The 16,666-nt window shown below is 69.5% G+C and carries 15 protein-coding genes and 1 pseudogene; 14 read left to right on the top strand and 2 right to left on the bottom strand.

What is annotated here, in order from left to right; genetic code table 11:
- Positions 1-113 precede the first annotated feature (113 nt).
- The 3 genes from ACO0M4_RS26780 to ACO0M4_RS26790 all read left to right on the top strand — a co-directional run bounded on the left by ACO0M4_RS26780 (position 114) and on the right by ACO0M4_RS26790 (position 3,362).
- Positions 114-1,418 carry a site-2 protease family protein gene (locus ACO0M4_RS26780; RefSeq protein WP_430373457.1) on the top strand — a complete coding sequence of 435 codons (1,305 nt, stop codon included), beginning with the start codon at positions 114-116 and terminating at the stop codon, positions 1,416-1,418.
- A gap of 159 nt (positions 1,419-1,577) precedes the next feature.
- Entirely contained in the window at positions 1,578-2,573 is a 996-nt protein-coding gene (locus ACO0M4_RS26785) for a tRNA (adenine-N1)-methyltransferase (RefSeq protein ID WP_430373458.1), read from the top strand.
- A 204-nt stretch (positions 2,574-2,777) separates the two neighbouring features.
- On the top strand, positions 2,778-3,362 hold the full coding sequence (locus tag ACO0M4_RS26790) for a hypothetical protein (RefSeq protein ID WP_430373459.1): 585 nt from the start codon (positions 2,778-2,780) through the stop codon (positions 3,360-3,362).
- Between the two features lie 90 nt (positions 3,363-3,452).
- Here the strand turns inward: ACO0M4_RS26790 and ACO0M4_RS26795 are convergent, their stop codons facing one another.
- Positions 3,453-3,746, bottom strand: coding sequence for a ferredoxin (locus tag ACO0M4_RS26795; protein ID WP_430373460.1), 294 nt, complete (start codon positions 3,744-3,746; stop codon positions 3,453-3,455).
- Positions 3,747-3,995: 249 nt separating this feature from the next.
- Here ACO0M4_RS26795 and arc point away from each other — a divergent pair, with 249 nt between their 5' ends.
- From arc to prcA, 6 genes and pseudogenes are all read left to right on the top strand, one after another.
- Positions 3,996-5,762 (top strand): proteasome ATPase, encoded by a 1,767-nt coding sequence (gene arc / locus ACO0M4_RS26800; protein WP_430373461.1) that lies wholly within the window; start codon positions 3,996-3,998, stop codon positions 5,760-5,762.
- Between the two features lie 275 nt (positions 5,763-6,037).
- Positions 6,038-7,549, top strand: a complete 1,512-nt coding sequence (gene dop, locus ACO0M4_RS26805) for a depupylase/deamidase Dop (RefSeq protein ID WP_430373462.1) — start codon at positions 6,038-6,040, stop codon at positions 7,547-7,549.
- 188 nt (positions 7,550-7,737) lie between these two features.
- Positions 7,738-7,956, top strand: a complete 219-nt coding sequence (locus tag ACO0M4_RS26810; protein ID WP_039642048.1) for a ubiquitin-like protein Pup — start codon at positions 7,738-7,740, stop codon at positions 7,954-7,956.
- A gap of 144 nt (positions 7,957-8,100) precedes the next feature.
- Positions 8,101-8,151 (top strand): annotated as a pseudogene (locus tag ACO0M4_RS26815) (hypothetical protein); the annotation flags it as partial.
- A gap of 79 nt (positions 8,152-8,230) precedes the next feature.
- A complete protein-coding gene (gene prcB, locus ACO0M4_RS26820) occupies positions 8,231-9,076 on the top strand; it encodes a proteasome subunit beta (RefSeq protein WP_430373463.1) in 846 nt (281 codons plus the stop codon).
- A gap of 69 nt (positions 9,077-9,145) precedes the next feature.
- Entirely contained in the window at positions 9,146-10,015 is an 870-nt protein-coding gene (gene prcA, locus ACO0M4_RS26825; RefSeq protein ID WP_430373464.1) for a proteasome subunit alpha, read from the top strand.
- A 57-nt stretch (positions 10,016-10,072) separates the two neighbouring features.
- Here the strand turns inward: prcA and ACO0M4_RS26830 are convergent, their stop codons facing one another.
- Positions 10,073-11,170 carry a LacI family DNA-binding transcriptional regulator gene (locus ACO0M4_RS26830; protein ID WP_430373465.1) on the bottom strand — a complete coding sequence of 366 codons (1,098 nt, stop codon included), beginning with the start codon at positions 11,168-11,170 and terminating at the stop codon, positions 10,073-10,075.
- 123 nt (positions 11,171-11,293) lie between these two features.
- Here ACO0M4_RS26830 and ACO0M4_RS26835 point away from each other — a divergent pair, with 123 nt between their 5' ends.
- The 5 genes from ACO0M4_RS26835 to ACO0M4_RS26855 all read left to right on the top strand — a co-directional run bounded on the left by ACO0M4_RS26835 (position 11,294) and on the right by ACO0M4_RS26855 (position 16,659).
- A complete protein-coding gene (locus ACO0M4_RS26835) occupies positions 11,294-12,553 on the top strand; it encodes an MFS transporter (RefSeq protein WP_430373466.1) in 1,260 nt (419 codons plus the stop codon).
- 9 nt (positions 12,554-12,562) lie between these two features.
- The gene (gene pafA, locus ACO0M4_RS26840; RefSeq protein WP_430373467.1) at positions 12,563-13,924 is read left to right on the top strand and encodes a Pup--protein ligase; all 1,362 of its coding nucleotides are present in this window, start codon (positions 12,563-12,565) and stop codon (positions 13,922-13,924) included.
- A gap of 152 nt (positions 13,925-14,076) precedes the next feature.
- Positions 14,077-15,093: an FKBP-type peptidyl-prolyl cis-trans isomerase gene (locus ACO0M4_RS26845; protein WP_430373468.1), complete on the top strand. Its 1,017-nt coding sequence runs from the start codon at positions 14,077-14,079 to the stop codon at positions 15,091-15,093.
- 69 nt (positions 15,094-15,162) lie between these two features.
- Positions 15,163-15,537, top strand: coding sequence for an FKBP-type peptidyl-prolyl cis-trans isomerase (locus ACO0M4_RS26850; protein WP_430373469.1), 375 nt, complete (start codon positions 15,163-15,165; stop codon positions 15,535-15,537).
- A 111-nt stretch (positions 15,538-15,648) separates the two neighbouring features.
- Positions 15,649-16,659 carry a helix-turn-helix transcriptional regulator gene (locus tag ACO0M4_RS26855; protein ID WP_430373470.1) on the top strand — a complete coding sequence of 337 codons (1,011 nt, stop codon included), beginning with the start codon at positions 15,649-15,651 and terminating at the stop codon, positions 16,657-16,659.
- Positions 16,660-16,666: the final 7 nt, after the last annotated feature.

The raw sequence follows: 16,666 nt of genomic DNA on the forward strand, positions 1-16,666 counted from the left end.
AGCGGATCACGGCCGGAAGCTCCGCATACCATCGACGTCGGGCACCTTTGCCCTGCATGATCGAGTTATCAGACAGTGCAGGTGCCGAAGCCGTATTTCGACGAGGGGACGCCGTGGACGAGAGCGGGAAGCCGCAGGACCCCCAGGAGTCCGGGCAGGACCGGCCGCCCCAGCCGCCCGTGCAGACACCCGACGGGCCCCCGGCGGCGCCACCGGGCCCGCCGGACGCACCACGGGGCACCGACCGGGCGAACACCGGCCAGAAAGCCCCCGGCGGCGGCATCCTCATGGGCCGCCCCTTCGGCGTGCCCGTCTACGTCGCGCCCAGTTGGTTCCTGGTCGCGGCCCTGATCACCTGGGTCTTCGGCGGTCAACTGGAGCGGGTCCTGCCCGAGCTGGGCGCCGCCCGCTACCTGGTCTCCCTCTTCTTCGCGGTCGCCTTCTACGCCTCCGTGCTCGTCCACGAACTCGCGCACACCGTCGCGGCGCTCCGCTTCAAGCTCCCGGTCCGCCGGATCCAGCTCCAGTTCTTCGGCGGCGTCTCCGAGATAGAGAAGGAGACCGAGACCCCCGGGCGGGAGTTCGTCCTCGCCTTCGTCGGCCCGCTCCTCTCCCTGGTCCTTGCCGGCGTCTTCTACGTGGGCATGCAGATGGTCGAACCGGGCACGGTCCCCGGCGTCCTGCTCGCCGGCCTGATGGTCTCCAACCTCATCGTCGCGATCTTCAACCTGCTCCCCGGCCTCCCCTTGGACGGCGGCCGGATGCTGCGCGCCGTCGTCTGGAAGATCACCGGCAAGCCGATGAGCGGCACCGTCGCCGCCGCCTGGGTCGGCCGCGCGCTGGCCGTCACCGTCCTCATCGGCCTGCCACTGCTCACCCACACCGGCGCCCTCGGTCGGGCCCCGGAGGAGCTCGGCGGCGCCGACTCGCTGACCGATGCCCTGCTCGCCGCGATCCTCGCCGCCATCATCTGGACCGGCGCCGGCAACAGCCTCCGCATGGCCCGGCTGCGCGAACGCCTCCCCGACCTCACCGCCCGTACGCTCACCCGGCGCGCCATCCCCGTCGAGACCGACACCCCGCTGTCCGAGGCGCTGCGCCGCGCCAACGACGCCGGCGCCCGCGCCCTGGTCGTCGTCGACCGCCAGGGACTCCCCACCGCCCTGGTCCGCGAGGCCGCCCTCGTCGGCATCCCCGAACACCGCCGCCCGTGGGTCGCCGTCGGCACCCTCGCCCAGGACCTCAAGGACGGCATGCGGGTCGCCGCCGAACTCGCCGGCGAGGACCTCCTGGACCACCTCCGCGCCACCCCCGCCACCGAGTACCTCGTCGTCGAACAATCCGGCGCGATCTACGGCGTCCTTTCCACCGCCGACGTGGAACGCGCCTTCGTCGCCGCCATGGCCCGCCCCTCCTGACCGCCCGCCCGGGCGCGGTTCCCCGCCGCCACCCCTGGGTAGCCCCCAGCCGGGGGCCCCGTACCGTTCGACGGGCCTGATGGCGGGGGCGAGCCGGTCGCAAGGGCCGGCCCGACGCCCCTGGTACGGCGGACGCCGAACGGCCGGTAGGCTGGTCACATGTCCGAACCGACCGGTGCCGCCCGCCGTCGTGGGCCCTTCAAGGTCGGGGACCAGGTCCAGCTCACCGACCCCAAGGGACGCCACTACACGTTCACGCTCGAAGAGGGCAAGAGCTTCCACACCCACAAGGGAGCCTTCCCCCACGACGAGCTGATCGGCGCGCCCGAGGGCAGTGTTGTCCGTACCACCGGAAACGTCGCTTACCTCGCGCTGCGTCCCCTGCTCCCCGACTACGTCCTGTCCATGCCCCGCGGTGCCGCCGTGGTCTACCCCAAGGACGCGGGGCAGATCCTGGCGATGGCCGACATCTTCCCCGGCGCCCGCGTCGTCGAGGCGGGGGTGGGATCCGGCTCGCTGAGCAGCTTCCTGCTGCGCGCCATCGGCGACGACGGCATGCTGCACTCCTACGAGCGCCGCGCCGACTTCGCCGAGATCGCCACCCAGAACGTGGAGCGCTACTTCGGCGGTCCGCACCCCGCCTGGACGCTCACCGTGGGCGACCTCCAGGACAACCTCTCCGACACCGACGTCGACCGCGTCATCCTGGACATGCTCGCCCCCTGGGAGTGCCTGGAGGCCGTCTCCAAGGCCCTGGTGCCCGGCGGCATCCTCTGCGCCTACGTGGCCACGACCACGCAGCTGGCCCGCACCGTGGAGGCGATCCGCGAACACGGCACCTTCAACGAGCCGTCGGCCTGGGAAACCATGGTCCGCACCTGGCACGTGGAGGGCCTCGCGGTCCGTCCCGACCACCGCATGATCGGCCACACCGGCTTCCTGCTGACCGCCCGCCGGCTGGCCGACGGCGTCGAGCCCCCGCTGCGCCGCCGCCGGCCCGCGAAGGGCGCCTACGGCGAGGACTACGCCGGGCCCGGGCGGGAGAAGGCCACCGCCGCGGGTCGGGAGAAGAGCGCCGCCGCCGACAAGCCCGACGGGGCCGCCGCGGCCGACCTCAGTGCCGACCTCACCGACGGTTCGCCCGAGCGCGACTGACGCCGCCCGGCAGGCCACCGAACCGACCGGCGCCGCCGACGAGTTCCCCCCGAACGGGAACCGCCGGCGGCGCCGTTTCGTTCTCCCTCCGGACCGGCACGGAAAACTCCGCAAACTCCGCCCCCACCGGTTCCTTGCCGCCCCCTGCTGTGGAACGATGCTGGCCACTCCCACCGCCACAGCACCTCACAGGAGTTACCCCGCGTGCAGCCCTTGGCAGGCCAGGACCTGTTGCACACCCAGCCCCACCCCATGCACTGGCTCGCCACCGCCACCGTCCTCTCGGCGGTGATCGCGGTCTCGTCCCTCTTCCAGCCTTCCGGGGCCACCGCCACGGCCGCCGGCACCACCACCAAGGACGCCCCGGTGACCGCGGCACCCGATCCGGGCCGCGTGACCTTCCCCGTCAACTGCGGACCCAACCGCCTCGACGTGGTCCAGAAGGTCTCCGGGGACCTCGACGGCGCCGGCAGCACCCAGACCGTCGCCGTGGTCCGCTGCCACACCGAAGCAGGCACCCCACCCAGCGGTGTCTACGTCCTCGCCCAGCCCTCCGACCCCAAGGCCCCACCACGCATCGTGGCGACCCTCCTGGCGCCCGCCCAACGGCTCTCCGTCCAGGACATCACCCTCCAGGGCCGGGCCGTCTCCGCGACCGTCCAGGGCTACTCCTCACCGGACGTGCCTAGCTACATGCCGGACGTGCACAAGACCGTCAAGTGGCAATGGCAAGGCGGGAAGTTCGTCCAGAGCGAACTCCCCGCCTCATCGACCACCGCAGGTGCCTGATCCGTCACACGACGCGTGTGTCTGCGGTGTTCTGCTACGTGGTGCCTACGCCGCGTACGCGCGGTGTCCACTGCGCGTACGCGCAGCCGGTCACTCCGCGTCCGGCCCGTAGACCTCGACGCGGTCGGAGACCCGGCGCACGTGGATGCAGTCGCCCGGGCACTCCTTGGCTGAGTCCCGCACGTCGTTGAGCAGCGGCAACGGGACGGGCGTTGTGGCGCCCTTGTCCTGCAGCAGCTCGTCGTCCGCGCTCTTCACATAGGCCAGGCCGTCGATGTCCAGCTCGAAGACCTCCGGCGCGTACTGCGCGCAGATCCCGTCCCCGGTGCACAGGTCCTGGTCGATCCAGACTTCCAGCTCCGGTGCTTCGTCCTGCGCGGTCATCTCGCCTGCCGTTCCTACTTACGTGAACCGTTTTTGTCTAAGTGGCGCCAGCCCTGACGGGTGTTGACCGACTCGACGATACAACCGCTCGCTTTCCGATGTTGTTGGGTGGGTATTCCCTTGGCGTGAGGACGTGCGCAAGGGTGAAGATCGGACACACCCCGACAGTCTTTTCGATCTAGGGGTTTCAACCTGCACCGGCCCAGGTAGGGTCTGGAAGCGTCCAGCTCCTTGGAGGAGGTGAGGACCGTGGCAGCCCACGACGACGACATCAACCGCGGCATCCGGCCGGGGCGCGGGTCTGAAGATCCAGCCGGTCAGGTTGCCTATCTTGAGCAGGAGATCGCCGTCCTGCGACGTAAGCTCGCCGACTCTCCGCGGCACACGAGGATTCTCGAAGAGCGGATCGTCGAGCTGCAGACCAACCTGGCCGGTGTTTCCGCCCAGAATGAACGCCTCGCCAATACGCTCCGCGAGGCCCGCGACCAGATTGTCGCCCTCAAGGAGGAAGTCGACCGGCTCGCGCAGCCGCCGGCCGGCTTCGGTGTCTTCCTGCAGGTCAATGAGGACGGCACCGTCGACATCTTCACCGGGGGCCGCAAGCTCCGGGTGAACGTCAGCCCCAGCGTCGAGGCCGAAGACCTCCGGCGCGGCCAAGAGGTGATGCTCAACGAAGCGCTCAACGTGGTCGCGGCCATGGAGTTCGAGAGCGCCGGCGACATCGTCACCCTCAAGGAAGTCCTTGAGGACGGCGAGCGCGCGCTGGTCATCGGGCACACCGACGAGGAGCGGGTGGTGCGGCTCGCCGAGCCGCTGCTGGACGTCACCATCCGTCCCGGCGACGCCCTGCTGCTCGACACCCGCTCCGGCTACGTCTACGAGGTCATCCCCAAGAGCGAGGTCGAGGAACTGGTCCTCGAAGAGGTCCCGGACATCGACTACACCAAGATCGGTGGTCTGAGCGGCCAGATCGAGCAGATCCGGGACGCGGTCGAGCTCCCCTACCTCTACCCGGACCTCTTCAAGGAGCACGAACTCCGCCCGCCCAAGGGCGTCTTGCTCTACGGCCCGCCCGGTTGTGGCAAGACCCTCATCGCCAAGGCGGTCGCCAACTCCCTTGCCAAAAAGGTCGCCGAGGTGACCGGGCAGCCCGCCGGGAAGAGCTTCTTCCTGAACATCAAGGGCCCCGAGCTGCTCAACAAGTACGTCGGCGAAACCGAGCGGCACATCCGCCTGGTCTTCCAGCGCGCCAGGGAGAAGGCGAGCGAGGGGACGCCCGTCATCGTCTTCTTCGACGAGATGGACTCCCTCTTCCGCACCCGTGGATCCGGGGTCAGCTCGGACGTGGAGAACACCATCGTCCCGCAGTTGCTCTCCGAGATCGACGGCGTCGAGGGCCTGGAAAACGTCATCGTGATCGGTGCCTCGAACCGCGAGGACATGATCGACCCGGCGATCCTGCGCCCCGGCCGCCTCGACGTGAAGATCAAGATCGAGCGTCCGGACGCGGAGGCCGCCAAGGACATCTTCTCGAAGTACCTCACGGAAAGGCTCCCGCTGCACTCCGACGATCTCGCTGAGCACGGGAATTCCCGTAAGGCGGCGGTCAGCGGAATGATCCAGTCGGTCGTCGAGCAGATGTATGCGGAATCCGAGGAAAACCGCTTCCTGGAGGTCACCTATGCCAATGGTGACAAGGAAGTCCTTTACTTCAAGGACTTCAACTCCGGCGCGATGATCGAAAACATCGTCGGACGTGCGAAGAAGATGGCCATCAAGGCTTTCCTTGAGCACAACCAGAAGGGTCTGCGGGTCTCCCACCTCCTCCAGGCGTGCGTGGACGAGTTCAAGGAGAACGAGGACCTGCCCAACACCACCAACCCGGACGACTGGGCCCGGATCTCCGGAAAGAAGGGCGAGCGGATCGTCTACATCCGCACCCTGGTCACTGGAAAGCAGGGCGCGGACACCGGTCGCTCCATCGACACGGTGGCGAATACCGGCCAATACCTGTAACACCGCTCTCCGGCTGCGGATGTCCTGCACGGGGCGTCCGCAGCCGGACGCTTTTCCGGGGGCGCGCGGACCGCCCCGGCGGTCCGGCGACGGACCAGGGAAAACCGGACTGGAGCAATGACTGTAATGATCTCCCCAGCGCCGCAAAGGCGTTCTAGGCTCTTCGGTACCGCTGCGTCTCGCTGTGCGGACGCGGGGAACGTACGGGGACCGGAAGCGCAGCGGTTTTTGAGCGCCTGCCCCATCCGGGGGCGCCGCCGGGCAAGGAGGGCCGCATGACCGTACGGCGAGTAATGGGAATCGAGACGGAGTACGGGATCTCCGTCCCGGGCCACCCGAACGCCAATGCCATGCTCACCTCGTCCCAGGTCGTCAACGCCTACGCGGCCGCGATGCACCGGGCACGACGTGCTCGCTGGGACTTCGAGGAGGAGAACCCGCTGCGGGACGCCCGCGGCTTCGACCTCGCCCGCGAGGCCGCCGACTCCAGCCAGCTCACGGACGAGGACATCGGTCTGGCCAATGTGATCCTCACCAACGGGGCCAGGCTCTACGTCGACCACGCACACCCCGAGTACAGCGCTCCCGAGGTCACCAATCCGCGTGACGCGGTCCTGTGGGACAAGGCCGGCGAGCGGATCATGGCTGAGGCCGCTGAGCGCGCGGCGCAGGTCCCCGGCGCCCAGCCCATCCACCTCTACAAGAACAACACCGACAACAAGGGCGCCTCCTACGGGACGCACGAGAACTACCTGATGAAGCGGGAGACCCCGTTCTCGGACATCGTGCGCCACCTGACGCCGTTCTTCGTCTCCCGGCAGGTGGTCACCGGCGCCGGACGGGTCGGCATCGGCCAGGACGGGCACGAGCACGGCTTCCAGCTCAGCCAGCGCGCCGACTACTTCGAGGTGGAGGTGGGCCTGGAGACGACCCTCAAGCGGCCCATCATCAACACCCGGGACGAACCGCACGCGGACGCCGAGAAGTACCGCCGGTTGCACGTGATCATCGGCGACGCCAACCTCTCCGAGATCTCGACGTACCTGAAGCTGGGCACCACCGCGCTGGTGCTGTCCATGATCGAGGACGGCTTCATCGCCGTCGATCTCGCCGTTGACCAGCCGGTCCGCACCCTGCATCAGGTCTCGCACGACCCGTCGCTGCGCCATATGATCACGCTTCGCAGTGGGCGCACGCTGACCGCGGTGCAGCTTCAGATGGAGTACTTCGAGCTGGCCCGCAAGTACGTCGAGGACCGCTACGGCGCGGACGCGGACGAGCAGACCCGCGATGTGCTGTCCCGGTGGGAGGACGTGCTGGGCCGGCTGGAGAACGACCCGATGAGCCTGTCGGGGGAGTTGGACTGGGTCGCCAAGCGGGAGCTGATGGAGGGCTACCGCCGCCGGGACGGCCTGGACTGGGACGCCGCCCGGCTGCACCTCATCGACCTCCAGTACGCCGACGTACGCGCCGAGAAGGGCCTGTACAACCGTCTGGCGGCGCGCGGCAAGATGAAGCGGCTGTTGGACGAGTCGGCGGTGGAGCGGGCCGAGCTGAAGCCTCCGGAGGACACCAGGGCCTATTTCCGCGGCCGCTGCCTGGAGCAGTACGCGGACGACGTGGCCGCCGCCTCGTGGGATTCGGTCATTTTCGACCTGCCCGGTCGTGACTCTCTGCAACGGGTGCCCACGTTGGAACCGCTGCGCGGGACCCGTAAGCACGTGAAGGAGCTCCTGGACCGCTGCCGTACGGCAGAAGAGCTGGTCAGGACGTTGTCCGGACGCTGAAGCGGGGCAGGTTCATGGCAAACAAGCCATGATCCGTAGCCGATCGACGGCTGAATCGGCCCCGGTGCGGGAATCATTCAGGTGACTCCCGGGCGTTGCAGCAAGTGCAGGGCCGATGTCGGACCCTGCTTGTAGGGTCGGATCTTGAAGGTCACATCGAGCGGGGCGAACCGAGCGGGGTGAGGGATATGGCGACCAAGGACAGCGGCGGCGGACAGCAGCGGGCCACCCGGTCCACCGAAGAGGTCGAGGAGCAGACCCAGGACGCGCAGGCGTCGGGGGACCTCAAGGAGCGCCAGGAGAAATTGTCCGACGACGTGGATTCCGTCCTGGACGAGATCGACGATGTCCTCGAAGAAAATGCCGAGGATTTCGTGCGGTCTTTCGTTCAAAAAGGCGGACAGTAAGCGCAAATCGGGCGCTTATATCTGACGCTCGCCGACCGGTGTGCCGTGCGCGGTGCGAAGAGGAATTCCCGCGCATGGTGCCCGGCCGGCGTGCACGGCTTCGGGCGGGTTCTGCCCGGCCTGTTCGATACCGGATCCCGACATGTGGATCACAGCTCCGGGGCGGGTAGGGTCCGAGACGTACTCTGCTTCAGCTGCAACGCAGCCTTGGATCAATTCATGGATCGGCCGGACGTGCTTCGAGGCGGGCGGCCGAGTATCCGGAAGGAAACGTGTGGAAGCCAACACTCCCAGCACCGGGCGTCTGCCAGCTGCCTTCCTGACGCCTGGATCCTCGTCGTTCATGGACTTCCTCGGGCAGCACGTGCCCGAGCTGCTGCCGGGCAACCGCCCGCTGCCGTCCGTACAGGGCGTCATCGAGGCCCCGCACGGCACCACCATCGTGGCGCTCTCGTTCCCCGGCGGTGCGGTGCTCGCCGGTGACCGCCGGGCGACGATGGGCAACGTCATCGCGCAGCGCGACATGGAGAAGGTCTTCCCGGCCGACGAGTACTCGGCGGTCGGCGTCGCGGGCACGGCCGGGCTCGCGATCGAGATGGTCAAGCTGTTCCAGCTGGAGCTGGAGCACTTCGAGAAGGTCGAGGGGGCCCAACTCTCCCTGGAGGGCAAGGCGAACCGGCTCTCGACGATGATCCGCAGCAACCTCGGGATGGCCATGCAGGGCCTCGCCGTGGTGCCGCTGTTCGCAGGCTACGACCTCGACCGCGAGAAGGGCCGGATCTTCACGTACGACGTCACCGGTGGGCGCTCGGAGGAGCACGGTTTCGCGGCGACCGGCTCCGGCTCGGTCTTCGCGCGCAGTGCTCTCAAGAAGCTCTTCCGGGAGGACTTCACGGAGCATCAGGCCGCCACCGCCGTCGTCCAGGCGCTCTACGACGCCGCCGACGACGACTCGGCGACCGCCGGGCCGGACATGGCACGGCGGATCTACCCGATCGTCACGGTGATCACCGAAGAGGGCTTCAAGAAGCTGACCGAGGCCGAGGTCTCGGAGATCGCCCGTGCCGTGCACGAGCGCCGACTCGAACAGCCCGACGGCCCGCGCGCCGCGCTGCTCTGACGGGACGGATGATTCGTGGTGCGCCCCCAGACAGCGAGAGAGCTTTTGACAGGAAGGGACGGATAGCCGGTGTCGACGCCGTTCTATGTCTCACCCCAGCAGGCCATGGCCGACCGCGCCGAGTACGCCCGCAAGGGCATTGCGCGCGGTCGCAGCGTCGTGGTGCTGCAATACACCGACGGCGTGCTCTTCGTCGCCGAGAATCCCTCCCGGGCCCTGCACAAGGTCAGCGAGATCTATGACCGGATCGCCTTTGCGGCGGTCGGCAAGTACAACGAGTTCGAGAACCTGCGGATCGGTGGCGTCCGCTACGCCGACCTGCGCGGTTACACCTACCACCGGGAGGACGTGACCGCCCGCGGGCTGGCCAACGTCTACGCCCAGACGCTCGGCACGATCTTCTCCAGCGCGGCCGAGAAGCCCTACGAGGTCGAACTGATTGTCGCCGAGGTGGGCAACGCCCCCGAGGACGACCAGATCTACCGACTGCCGCACGACGGCTCGATCGTGGACGAGCACGGCTCGGTCGCGGTGGGCGGCAACGCCGACCAGATCAGCAGCTACCTCGACCAGCGCCACCGCGACGGGATGTCCCTGGCGGAGGCGCTCCGGCTGGCGGTCGACTCGCTCTCCCGGGACACCAACGGCGGCGAGCGGACGCTGACCGCCGAGCACCTTGAGGTCGCGGTGCTGGACCGCACCCGCCCGCAGAAGCGGAAGTTCAAGCGGATCCTGGGGCGGCAGCTGTCCCGACTGCTGGACGAGCACGCCGCCGCGGAGAAGGAGAAGGGAAAGGGCAAGCCCGCGGCGGACGCGGGGGAGTCCTCGGACGGTGCCGCGTCCGGCGGGAACGGCAAGGGAGCGGGCAAGGGAACCGGCAAGGACACCGCCGCGGAGACGGACGGCGGCGAGTCGGAGTCGGGCCCCTCGGACGACTGAGGACCGCGACACTCCACTTCCGGGCCGACGGTCCGGACCGCGCGCCCCGGTGGGTCATCACCCGCCGGGGCGCGCGGTGTTGTGCGGGGCGTCCGGTGGCGGCGCCGTGGAGCCGCGCGGGACGAGGGCGACCGGGAGGGTGGTGGCGTCAGCCGGGGCGCCGTCCAGAACGGCCATCAGCGCCCGCATACCGGCCTCGCCGAACTCTTCCGCGGGGAGGCGTACGGTCGTCAGTTCCGGCTCCACGGCGACCGCGAGGGCCAGGTCGTCGAAGCCGGTGACCGAGACGTCCTCGGGGATCCGCAGGCCGAGGCGGCGGACCGCCTTGCAGGCGCCGGCGGCGATGATGTCGTCGTCGCACAGCAGCGCGGTGGGGCGGGGACCGGGGGCCGTCAGTGCGGTGTGCGCGGCCCGCAGGCCGGCGTCGACGCTCAGGGTGGCCGGCTGCCGGCGCAGGACCGTGCCGGGGACGTCGGCCAGGGCGTCGGTGAGGGCCCGGGCGCGCACGGCGAACGTCCAGGAGTCCACATCGGCCGCGAGGTGGGTGATCCGGCGGTGGCCCAGGTCGGTGAGGTGGGTGGCCAACTGCCGTACGCCGTCGGCGATGTCGAGGTTGACGGCGGCGGAGGCGGTGCGGTCGTCGGGGTCGCTGTCGAGCATCACCAGCGGCAGCCCGGCACTGCGCAGCGCGGTGAGGGCGTCGGCCGCCATCGACGAGGCGATGACGCCGTCCAGGGCGGCGGAGGCGGAGTCGAAGGGGTCAGGGGCCGGGCCGGTGCCCTCGGGGGAGGGGTAGAGCACCACGCCGAAATCGTGGTCGGCGGCGATCCGGGCGGCGCCCGTATAGACCCGCGCGAAGAACTCGGTGGTGAGCGCCGGGACGACCAGCAGTGCGGTGCGGGTGCGGCCGGTGCGCAGGCTGCGGGCGGCGAGGTTGGGGCGGTAGCCCAGCTCGCGGGCGGCGGCCCGGACCACCTCGGCCTTGCCGGAGGAGACCCGGCCGTGCCATTTGTCGCCGAGGACCAGCGAGACCGCCGCCTGGGAGACGCCGGCGGCGCGTGCGACGTCGCGGCTGGTGACCCGGGCGGCGGCCCGGCCGGTGGCACCGCCCTGTGGTGGCTGGGGGGCGTCGGGTGCGGCCTCGTGGCTGGTCACCGGGCGCGTCACTCCTTGGGTCCGGTACTGCGGGGGTGGACCCGCGGGTTGCCGTCATGGTACTTATGACGCCGCACGTTATACGTAACACTCCCGGCTCGGACCGGGCGGAGAGGGGCAGGTATGGCTGCGGGATATGCGGATTTGCTCAAGACTCGGCATGCCGCCCGGCTGCTGACCGGGACCCTGGTCGGCCGGCTGCCGAACGCCACCGCGCCGCTGGCGGTGGTCCTCTTCGTCCGGGGCCAGGGGGGCAGCTACGCCCTGGCCGGCGCGCTCTCGGCGATCTACGGTGTCTGCAACGCCATCGGTCAACCGCTGCTCGGCCGCGCCGTGGACGTCCACGGGCAGCCCCGGGTGATGCTGCCGGCCTCGGTGCTCTCCGCGCTCGGCATGGCGCTGCTCGCCGCCGTCGGGGTGGAGCCGCGGTGGCCCGCCTACGTCGCCATGGTGATCGCCGGGTTCTTCACCCCGCCGCTGGAGGGCGGGCTGCGGGCGCTGTGGCCGGGGGTGCTCCAGCGGGCGGACCGGGTGCACGCCGCGTATGCGCTCGACGCGGTGGCGCAGGAAGTCATGTTCGCGGTCGGGCCGTTGCTGGTCACCCTCTGCGTGGCGGCCTGGTCGGCCGCGGCGGCGCTGCTGGTGATCAACGCGATCGGGGTGCTCGGGGCGCTCTCCGTCGTGGTCTCCCCGCCGTCGCGCCAGTGGCGCAGCGCGCCCCGGGAGGCGCACTGGCTGGGGGCGCTGCGCTCGCCCGGGCTGTTGGTGCTGATCGGCGCCTTCTTCTTCGTCGGGCTGGCGCTGGGGTCGATCGCGGTGGCGGCGGTGGCGTACGCCGACCTGCACGGCGGCGGGATGGTCTCCAGCTATCTGCTCTCCTCGCTCGGCGTGGGCGCGTTGGCCGGGGGGTTGGTCTACGGGGCCCGGCAGTGGCCGGGGCGCCCGGAGTCGCGACTGCGCCTGCTCGTGGTGCTGCTGGCGCTGGGCTACCTGCCGCTGTTCCTGGTGCCCGGGGTGGCCGGGATGACGGCACTCACCGGTCTCGCCGGGGTGTTCCTGGCGCCGGCGCTGGCCTGCGCGTTCGTGGTGGTGGACCGGCATGCGCCCAAGGGGACGGTGACGGAGGCGTTCTCCTGGCTGGTGACGGCGTTCGGGGTCGGTTCGGCCGCGGGCGCCTCGGTGGCCGGCCCGGCGCTGGAAGGGGGCGGACCGGCCGCGGGGTTCGCGGTCGCCGGTGTCTCCGGGGTCGCCGGTCTGCTGGTGCTTTTGTCGATGAAGCGATTCCTGGGGGATCCGGTGCTGCCCGCCGAGGAAGCGGTCCGGGCGGAAAATGATCGAAACGGGGCCGTCGAACCCGGTTTCAGAGCAGGCCATCAGGCGTAATGTTCAGTCATGGACCGCCGCATTTTCGGGCTGGAGAACGAGTACGGCGTCACGTGCACGTTCAGGGGACAGCGCCGACTGTCACCTGACGAAGTGGCTCGGTACCTCTTCCGCCGTGTCGTGTCATGGGGCCGCAGCAGCAACGTCTTCCTGCGGAACGGCGCCCGCCTGTACTTGGACGTGGGTTCACACCCGGAATACGCAACTCCCGAGTGCGACAACGTGACCGAGCTGGTCACCCACGACAAGGCTGGCGAACGCATTCTCGAAGGTCTGCTCGTCGACGCCGAACGCCGCCTGCACGAGGAGGGAATCGCGGGCGACGTCTATCTCTTCAAAAACAACACCGATTCGGCGGGAAACTCCTACGGCTGTCACGAGAACTATCTCGTGGCCCGGCACGGTGAGTTCTCCCGGCTCGCGGACATCCTCATTCCGTTCCTCGTCACCCGGCAGTTGTTGTGCGGCGCCGGCAAGGTGCTGCAGACGCCGCGCGGCGCGGTCTACTGCGTCAGCCAGCGTGCCGAGCACATCTGGGAGGGCGTCTCCTCGGCGACCACCCGCTCCCGGCCGATCATCAACACCCGGGACGAACCGCACGCGGACGCCGAGCGCTACCGCCGGCTGCACGTCATCGTCGGCGACTCCAACATGTCCGAGACCACGATGATGCTCAAGGTCGGGGCCACGGACCTGGTGCTGCGGATGATCGAGGCGGGCACCGTCATGCGTGATCTGACGCTGGAGAACCCAATCCGGGCGATCCGTGAGGTCAGTCACGACATCACCGGTCAGCGCAAGGTGCGATTGGCCAGCGGTCGCGAGGCGTCCGCGCTCGAAGTGCAGCAGGAGTACTACGAAAAGGCCGTCGATTTCTGCGAGCGCCGGGGAATCCGGACGGGCACCGTCGAGCGGGTCCTGGAGTTGTGGGGCCGGACGCTGGAGGCGATCCGGGACGAGGAACTGGACCGTATCTCCACCGAGATCGACTGGGTGATGAAACATCAGCTCATCGAGCGGTACCGCGCAAAGAACAACCTCAGCATGTCCCATCCGCGCGTGGCGCAGATAGACCTCGCGTATCACGACATTCACCGCCGCCGGGGTCTTTACTACCTCCTGGAGCGGAAGGGCCAAGCGGCACGGATCTGCAACGACCTGAAGATCTTCGAGGGCAAGTCGGTTCCGCCGCAGACCACGCGTGCGCGGTTGCGTGGCGACTTCATTCGTCGGGCTCAGGAGCAGCGTCGTGATTTCACGGTCGACTGGGTGCATCTGAAGCTCAATGACCAGGCGCAGCGCACGGTGCTGTGCAAGGACCCGTTCCGTTCCGTCGACGACCGCGTGGAGAAGCTGATCGCCGGGATGTGACGTCAGGAATGCACAGGGTGCGCCGGGAGCGTGAATGCTCTCGGCGCATTGCCGTGCCGCGACGGGCTGCTGTGTTAACAGGAAGCGGCCACAGCGACAGGTCGTAGAGTGGCGGGCATTGCCCATCTTCCCCACGAGCCCGAGTTGGACAGATGCTGAATTCTCCCGGGGGGCGCTTCCCCCGCCCGTTCGCCACGCACGCCCGTCGCGCCGCCGCTGTCGCGCTGGCGGTGCCCGTTCTGCTCCTCACCGCCGCCTGCGGGTCCGATGACGGCAAGACCTCCGACGCCGCGGTGGCCAAGGTGACGGGCAAGCCCGGTGCGAAGCCCACCATCTCCGTGCCCAAGGACGCCAAGCCGGCCGACAAGGTCGTCACCACGACCGTGGCCGAGGGCAAGGGCGCGGTCGTCAAGAAGGGGGACCTGGTCCGCCTGGACTTCACCGCGCAGACCATGAAGGGCCAGAACCTGGGCAGCAGCTGGACGCCGCAGCCGGGCGCCAAGCCGGGTGCGGCGCGTAGCCAGGTGGTCACCGAGGTCACCGACCAGATGACGCAGCAGATGCTGCCGCCGAAGGTGCTGACCGCGGCGGCCGGGCAGAAGGTCGGCAGCCGGTTCGAGGTCGAGGGCACCGCCAAGGCGCTGATCGGCGAGGGCCTCAACCCGCAGTCGGGGATCAAGCCGGAGGACGGCCTGGTCTGGGTCGTCGACGTGGTCGGCGCCCAGAAGATGGACAAGAAGGCGAAGGCCGAGGGCACCCAGGCGGCGCCGGAGAGCGGGATGCCGGAGGTGAAGGCCGCGGACGACAAGGCCGCGACGATCACCATTCCCGAGGGCGAGAAGGCGCCCACCGACCTCAAGCAGCAGGTGCTGATCAAGGGCAAGGGCCCGGAGGTGAAGGCCGGTGACGGCCTGATCGCCCAGTACACCGGCGTGAAGTGGGAGGACGGGAAGAAGTTCGACTCGTCGTGGGACCACGGTGGCGCGACGGCCTTCCAGATCGGCACCGGGCAGGTCGTCCAGGGCTGGGACCAGGCACTGGTCGGCAAGCACGTCGGGGACCGGGTGGAAATCGTGATCCCGCCGAAGCTGGGCTACGGCGCCAGCCCGCAGCACGAGCTGGCGAAGAACACCCTGGTCTTCGTGGTCGACATCGTCGGCACGGTCTGACCTGGCGGCCCCGGGGGATCTGCAAGACTGACCCGGTAATCGAAAAGATTCCCAGGTAGGAGCGCATACGTGAACATCGACAAGCCCGAGATCGACTTCCCCGAGGGCCCGGCTCCCACCGACCTGGAGATCGTGGACCTGTGGGAGGGTGACGGGCCGGTCGCCAAGGTCGGGGACACGGTCTCCGTGCACTACGTCGGCGTCTCCTTCAGCACCGGTGAGGAGTTCGACGCCAGCTGGAACCGCGGCAAGCCGCTCCAGTTCCAGCTGGGCGCCGGCCAGGTCATCCAGGGCTGGGACAAGGGCGTGGAGGGCATGAAGGTGGGCGGCCGGCGCCGGCTGACCATCCCGTCGCACCTCGCCTACGGTGAGCGCGGCGCCGGCGGTGGCCTGATCGCGCCCGACGAGACGCTGATCTTCGTCTGCGACCTGGTCTCCGTCTGAGACCCGTACGGCGTTCCGAGGGCCCATGCTTGACGGCATGGGCCCTCGGCTTTGCCGTACGCACCCAGGGCGGTACGGTCACCCGTTGGGAGCTAACGAGAGAGGGCGTCGATGGCGATTGCCAAGGCCGAGCGGCTGATGAATCTGGCGCTGTGCCTGCTGGGGACGCGACGCCCGCTGACCAAGCACGAGCTGCGGTCGTCCATCGAGGCATACGTCGAAGCCTTCGGGCCGGGCGCGGGGGCGGGCTTCGGGGCGGGGCACTCCGCCGGCGACGACTCCTTCAACCGGATGTTCGAGCGGGACAAGGACGACCTGCGCGAGCTGGGCCTGGTCATCGAGACCGTGGACGGCATCGACGGCGAGGTCGGCTACCTCGCCCGCCGCGACAGCAACCGGCTGCCCCCGATCACTCTGGACGCCGAGGAGTCCGCGGCCCTCGGGCTCGCCGCCAAGGTCTGGCAGCAGGCCCGGCTGGCCGGCGCGGCCAGCGGCGCGTTGCAGAAGCTGCGGGCGGCCGGGATGCCGTTGGCGGGTGAGCCGGACGAGCAGGACGCCGGGCAGCCGCACAGCGCGCTGGAACCCCGGATCCCCACCCACGAGGCGGCCTTCGAACCGCTGATGCTGGCCTGCCGGGACCGCCGCCCGGTGATCTTCGACTACCGCAAGTCCAACGCGGCCCGGCCCGAGCCGCGGCACCTCGAACCGTGGATCCTGGAGTGCTGGCGCGGCCACTGGTACGTGGCCGGCTGGGACCGGGACCGCAGTGCCGAGCGGGTCTTCCGGCTCTCCCGGATCACCGGCAAGGTCCGTTCCCGGCAGGGGAAGTTCACCGCGCCGGTGCCCGACCACGTCACCGTCCGCGAGACCGTCGAGCGCTGGGCGGGGGAGACCGCCACCGGCACCGCCCGGATCAAGCTCCGTGCCGGGCACGGCTATCCGCTGCGGGCCCGCGCCCTGGCCGTCCATGAAGTGGACGGTGACTGGGACGAGTTGGAGATCCCCTCCGGGCACGGACTGGACGCCTGGCTGGTGGAGTTCGGGCCCGATGTGGTCGTACTGGAGCCGGCGGAGCTGCGGGCCGAGGTCATCGACCGGCTGCGCGCGGTGGCCAAGGGCTGAGAGGGGA

The sequence above is a fragment of the Streptomyces sp. RGM 3693 genome (assembly GCF_050471125.1).
In the GTDB taxonomy this organism is placed as follows: domain Bacteria; phylum Actinomycetota; class Actinomycetes; order Streptomycetales; family Streptomycetaceae; genus Streptomyces.

Bases quoted from the DNA above. Each gene is read 5' to 3' on its own strand.
- pafA (WP_430373467.1), top strand. From the start codon at position 12,563: ATGGACCGCCGCATTTTCGGGCTGGAGAACGAGTACGGCGTCACGTGC.
- dop (WP_430373462.1), top strand. From the start codon at position 6,038: ATGACCGTACGGCGAGTAATGGGAATCGAGACGGAGTACGGGATCTCC.
- ACO0M4_RS26795 (WP_430373460.1), bottom strand. From the start codon at position 3,746: ATGACCGCGCAGGACGAAGCACCGGAGCTGGAAGTCTGGATCGACCAG.
- ACO0M4_RS26845 (WP_430373468.1), top strand. From the start codon at position 14,077: ATGCTGAATTCTCCCGGGGGGCGCTTCCCCCGCCCGTTCGCCACGCAC.
- ACO0M4_RS26855 (WP_430373470.1), top strand. From the start codon at position 15,649: ATGGCGATTGCCAAGGCCGAGCGGCTGATGAATCTGGCGCTGTGCCTG.
- ACO0M4_RS26835 (WP_430373466.1), top strand. From the start codon at position 11,294: ATGGCTGCGGGATATGCGGATTTGCTCAAGACTCGGCATGCCGCCCGG.
- ACO0M4_RS26785 (WP_430373458.1), top strand. From the start codon at position 1,578: ATGTCCGAACCGACCGGTGCCGCCCGCCGTCGTGGGCCCTTCAAGGTC.
- ACO0M4_RS26810 (WP_039642048.1), top strand. From the start codon at position 7,738: ATGGCGACCAAGGACAGCGGCGGCGGACAGCAGCGGGCCACCCGGTCC.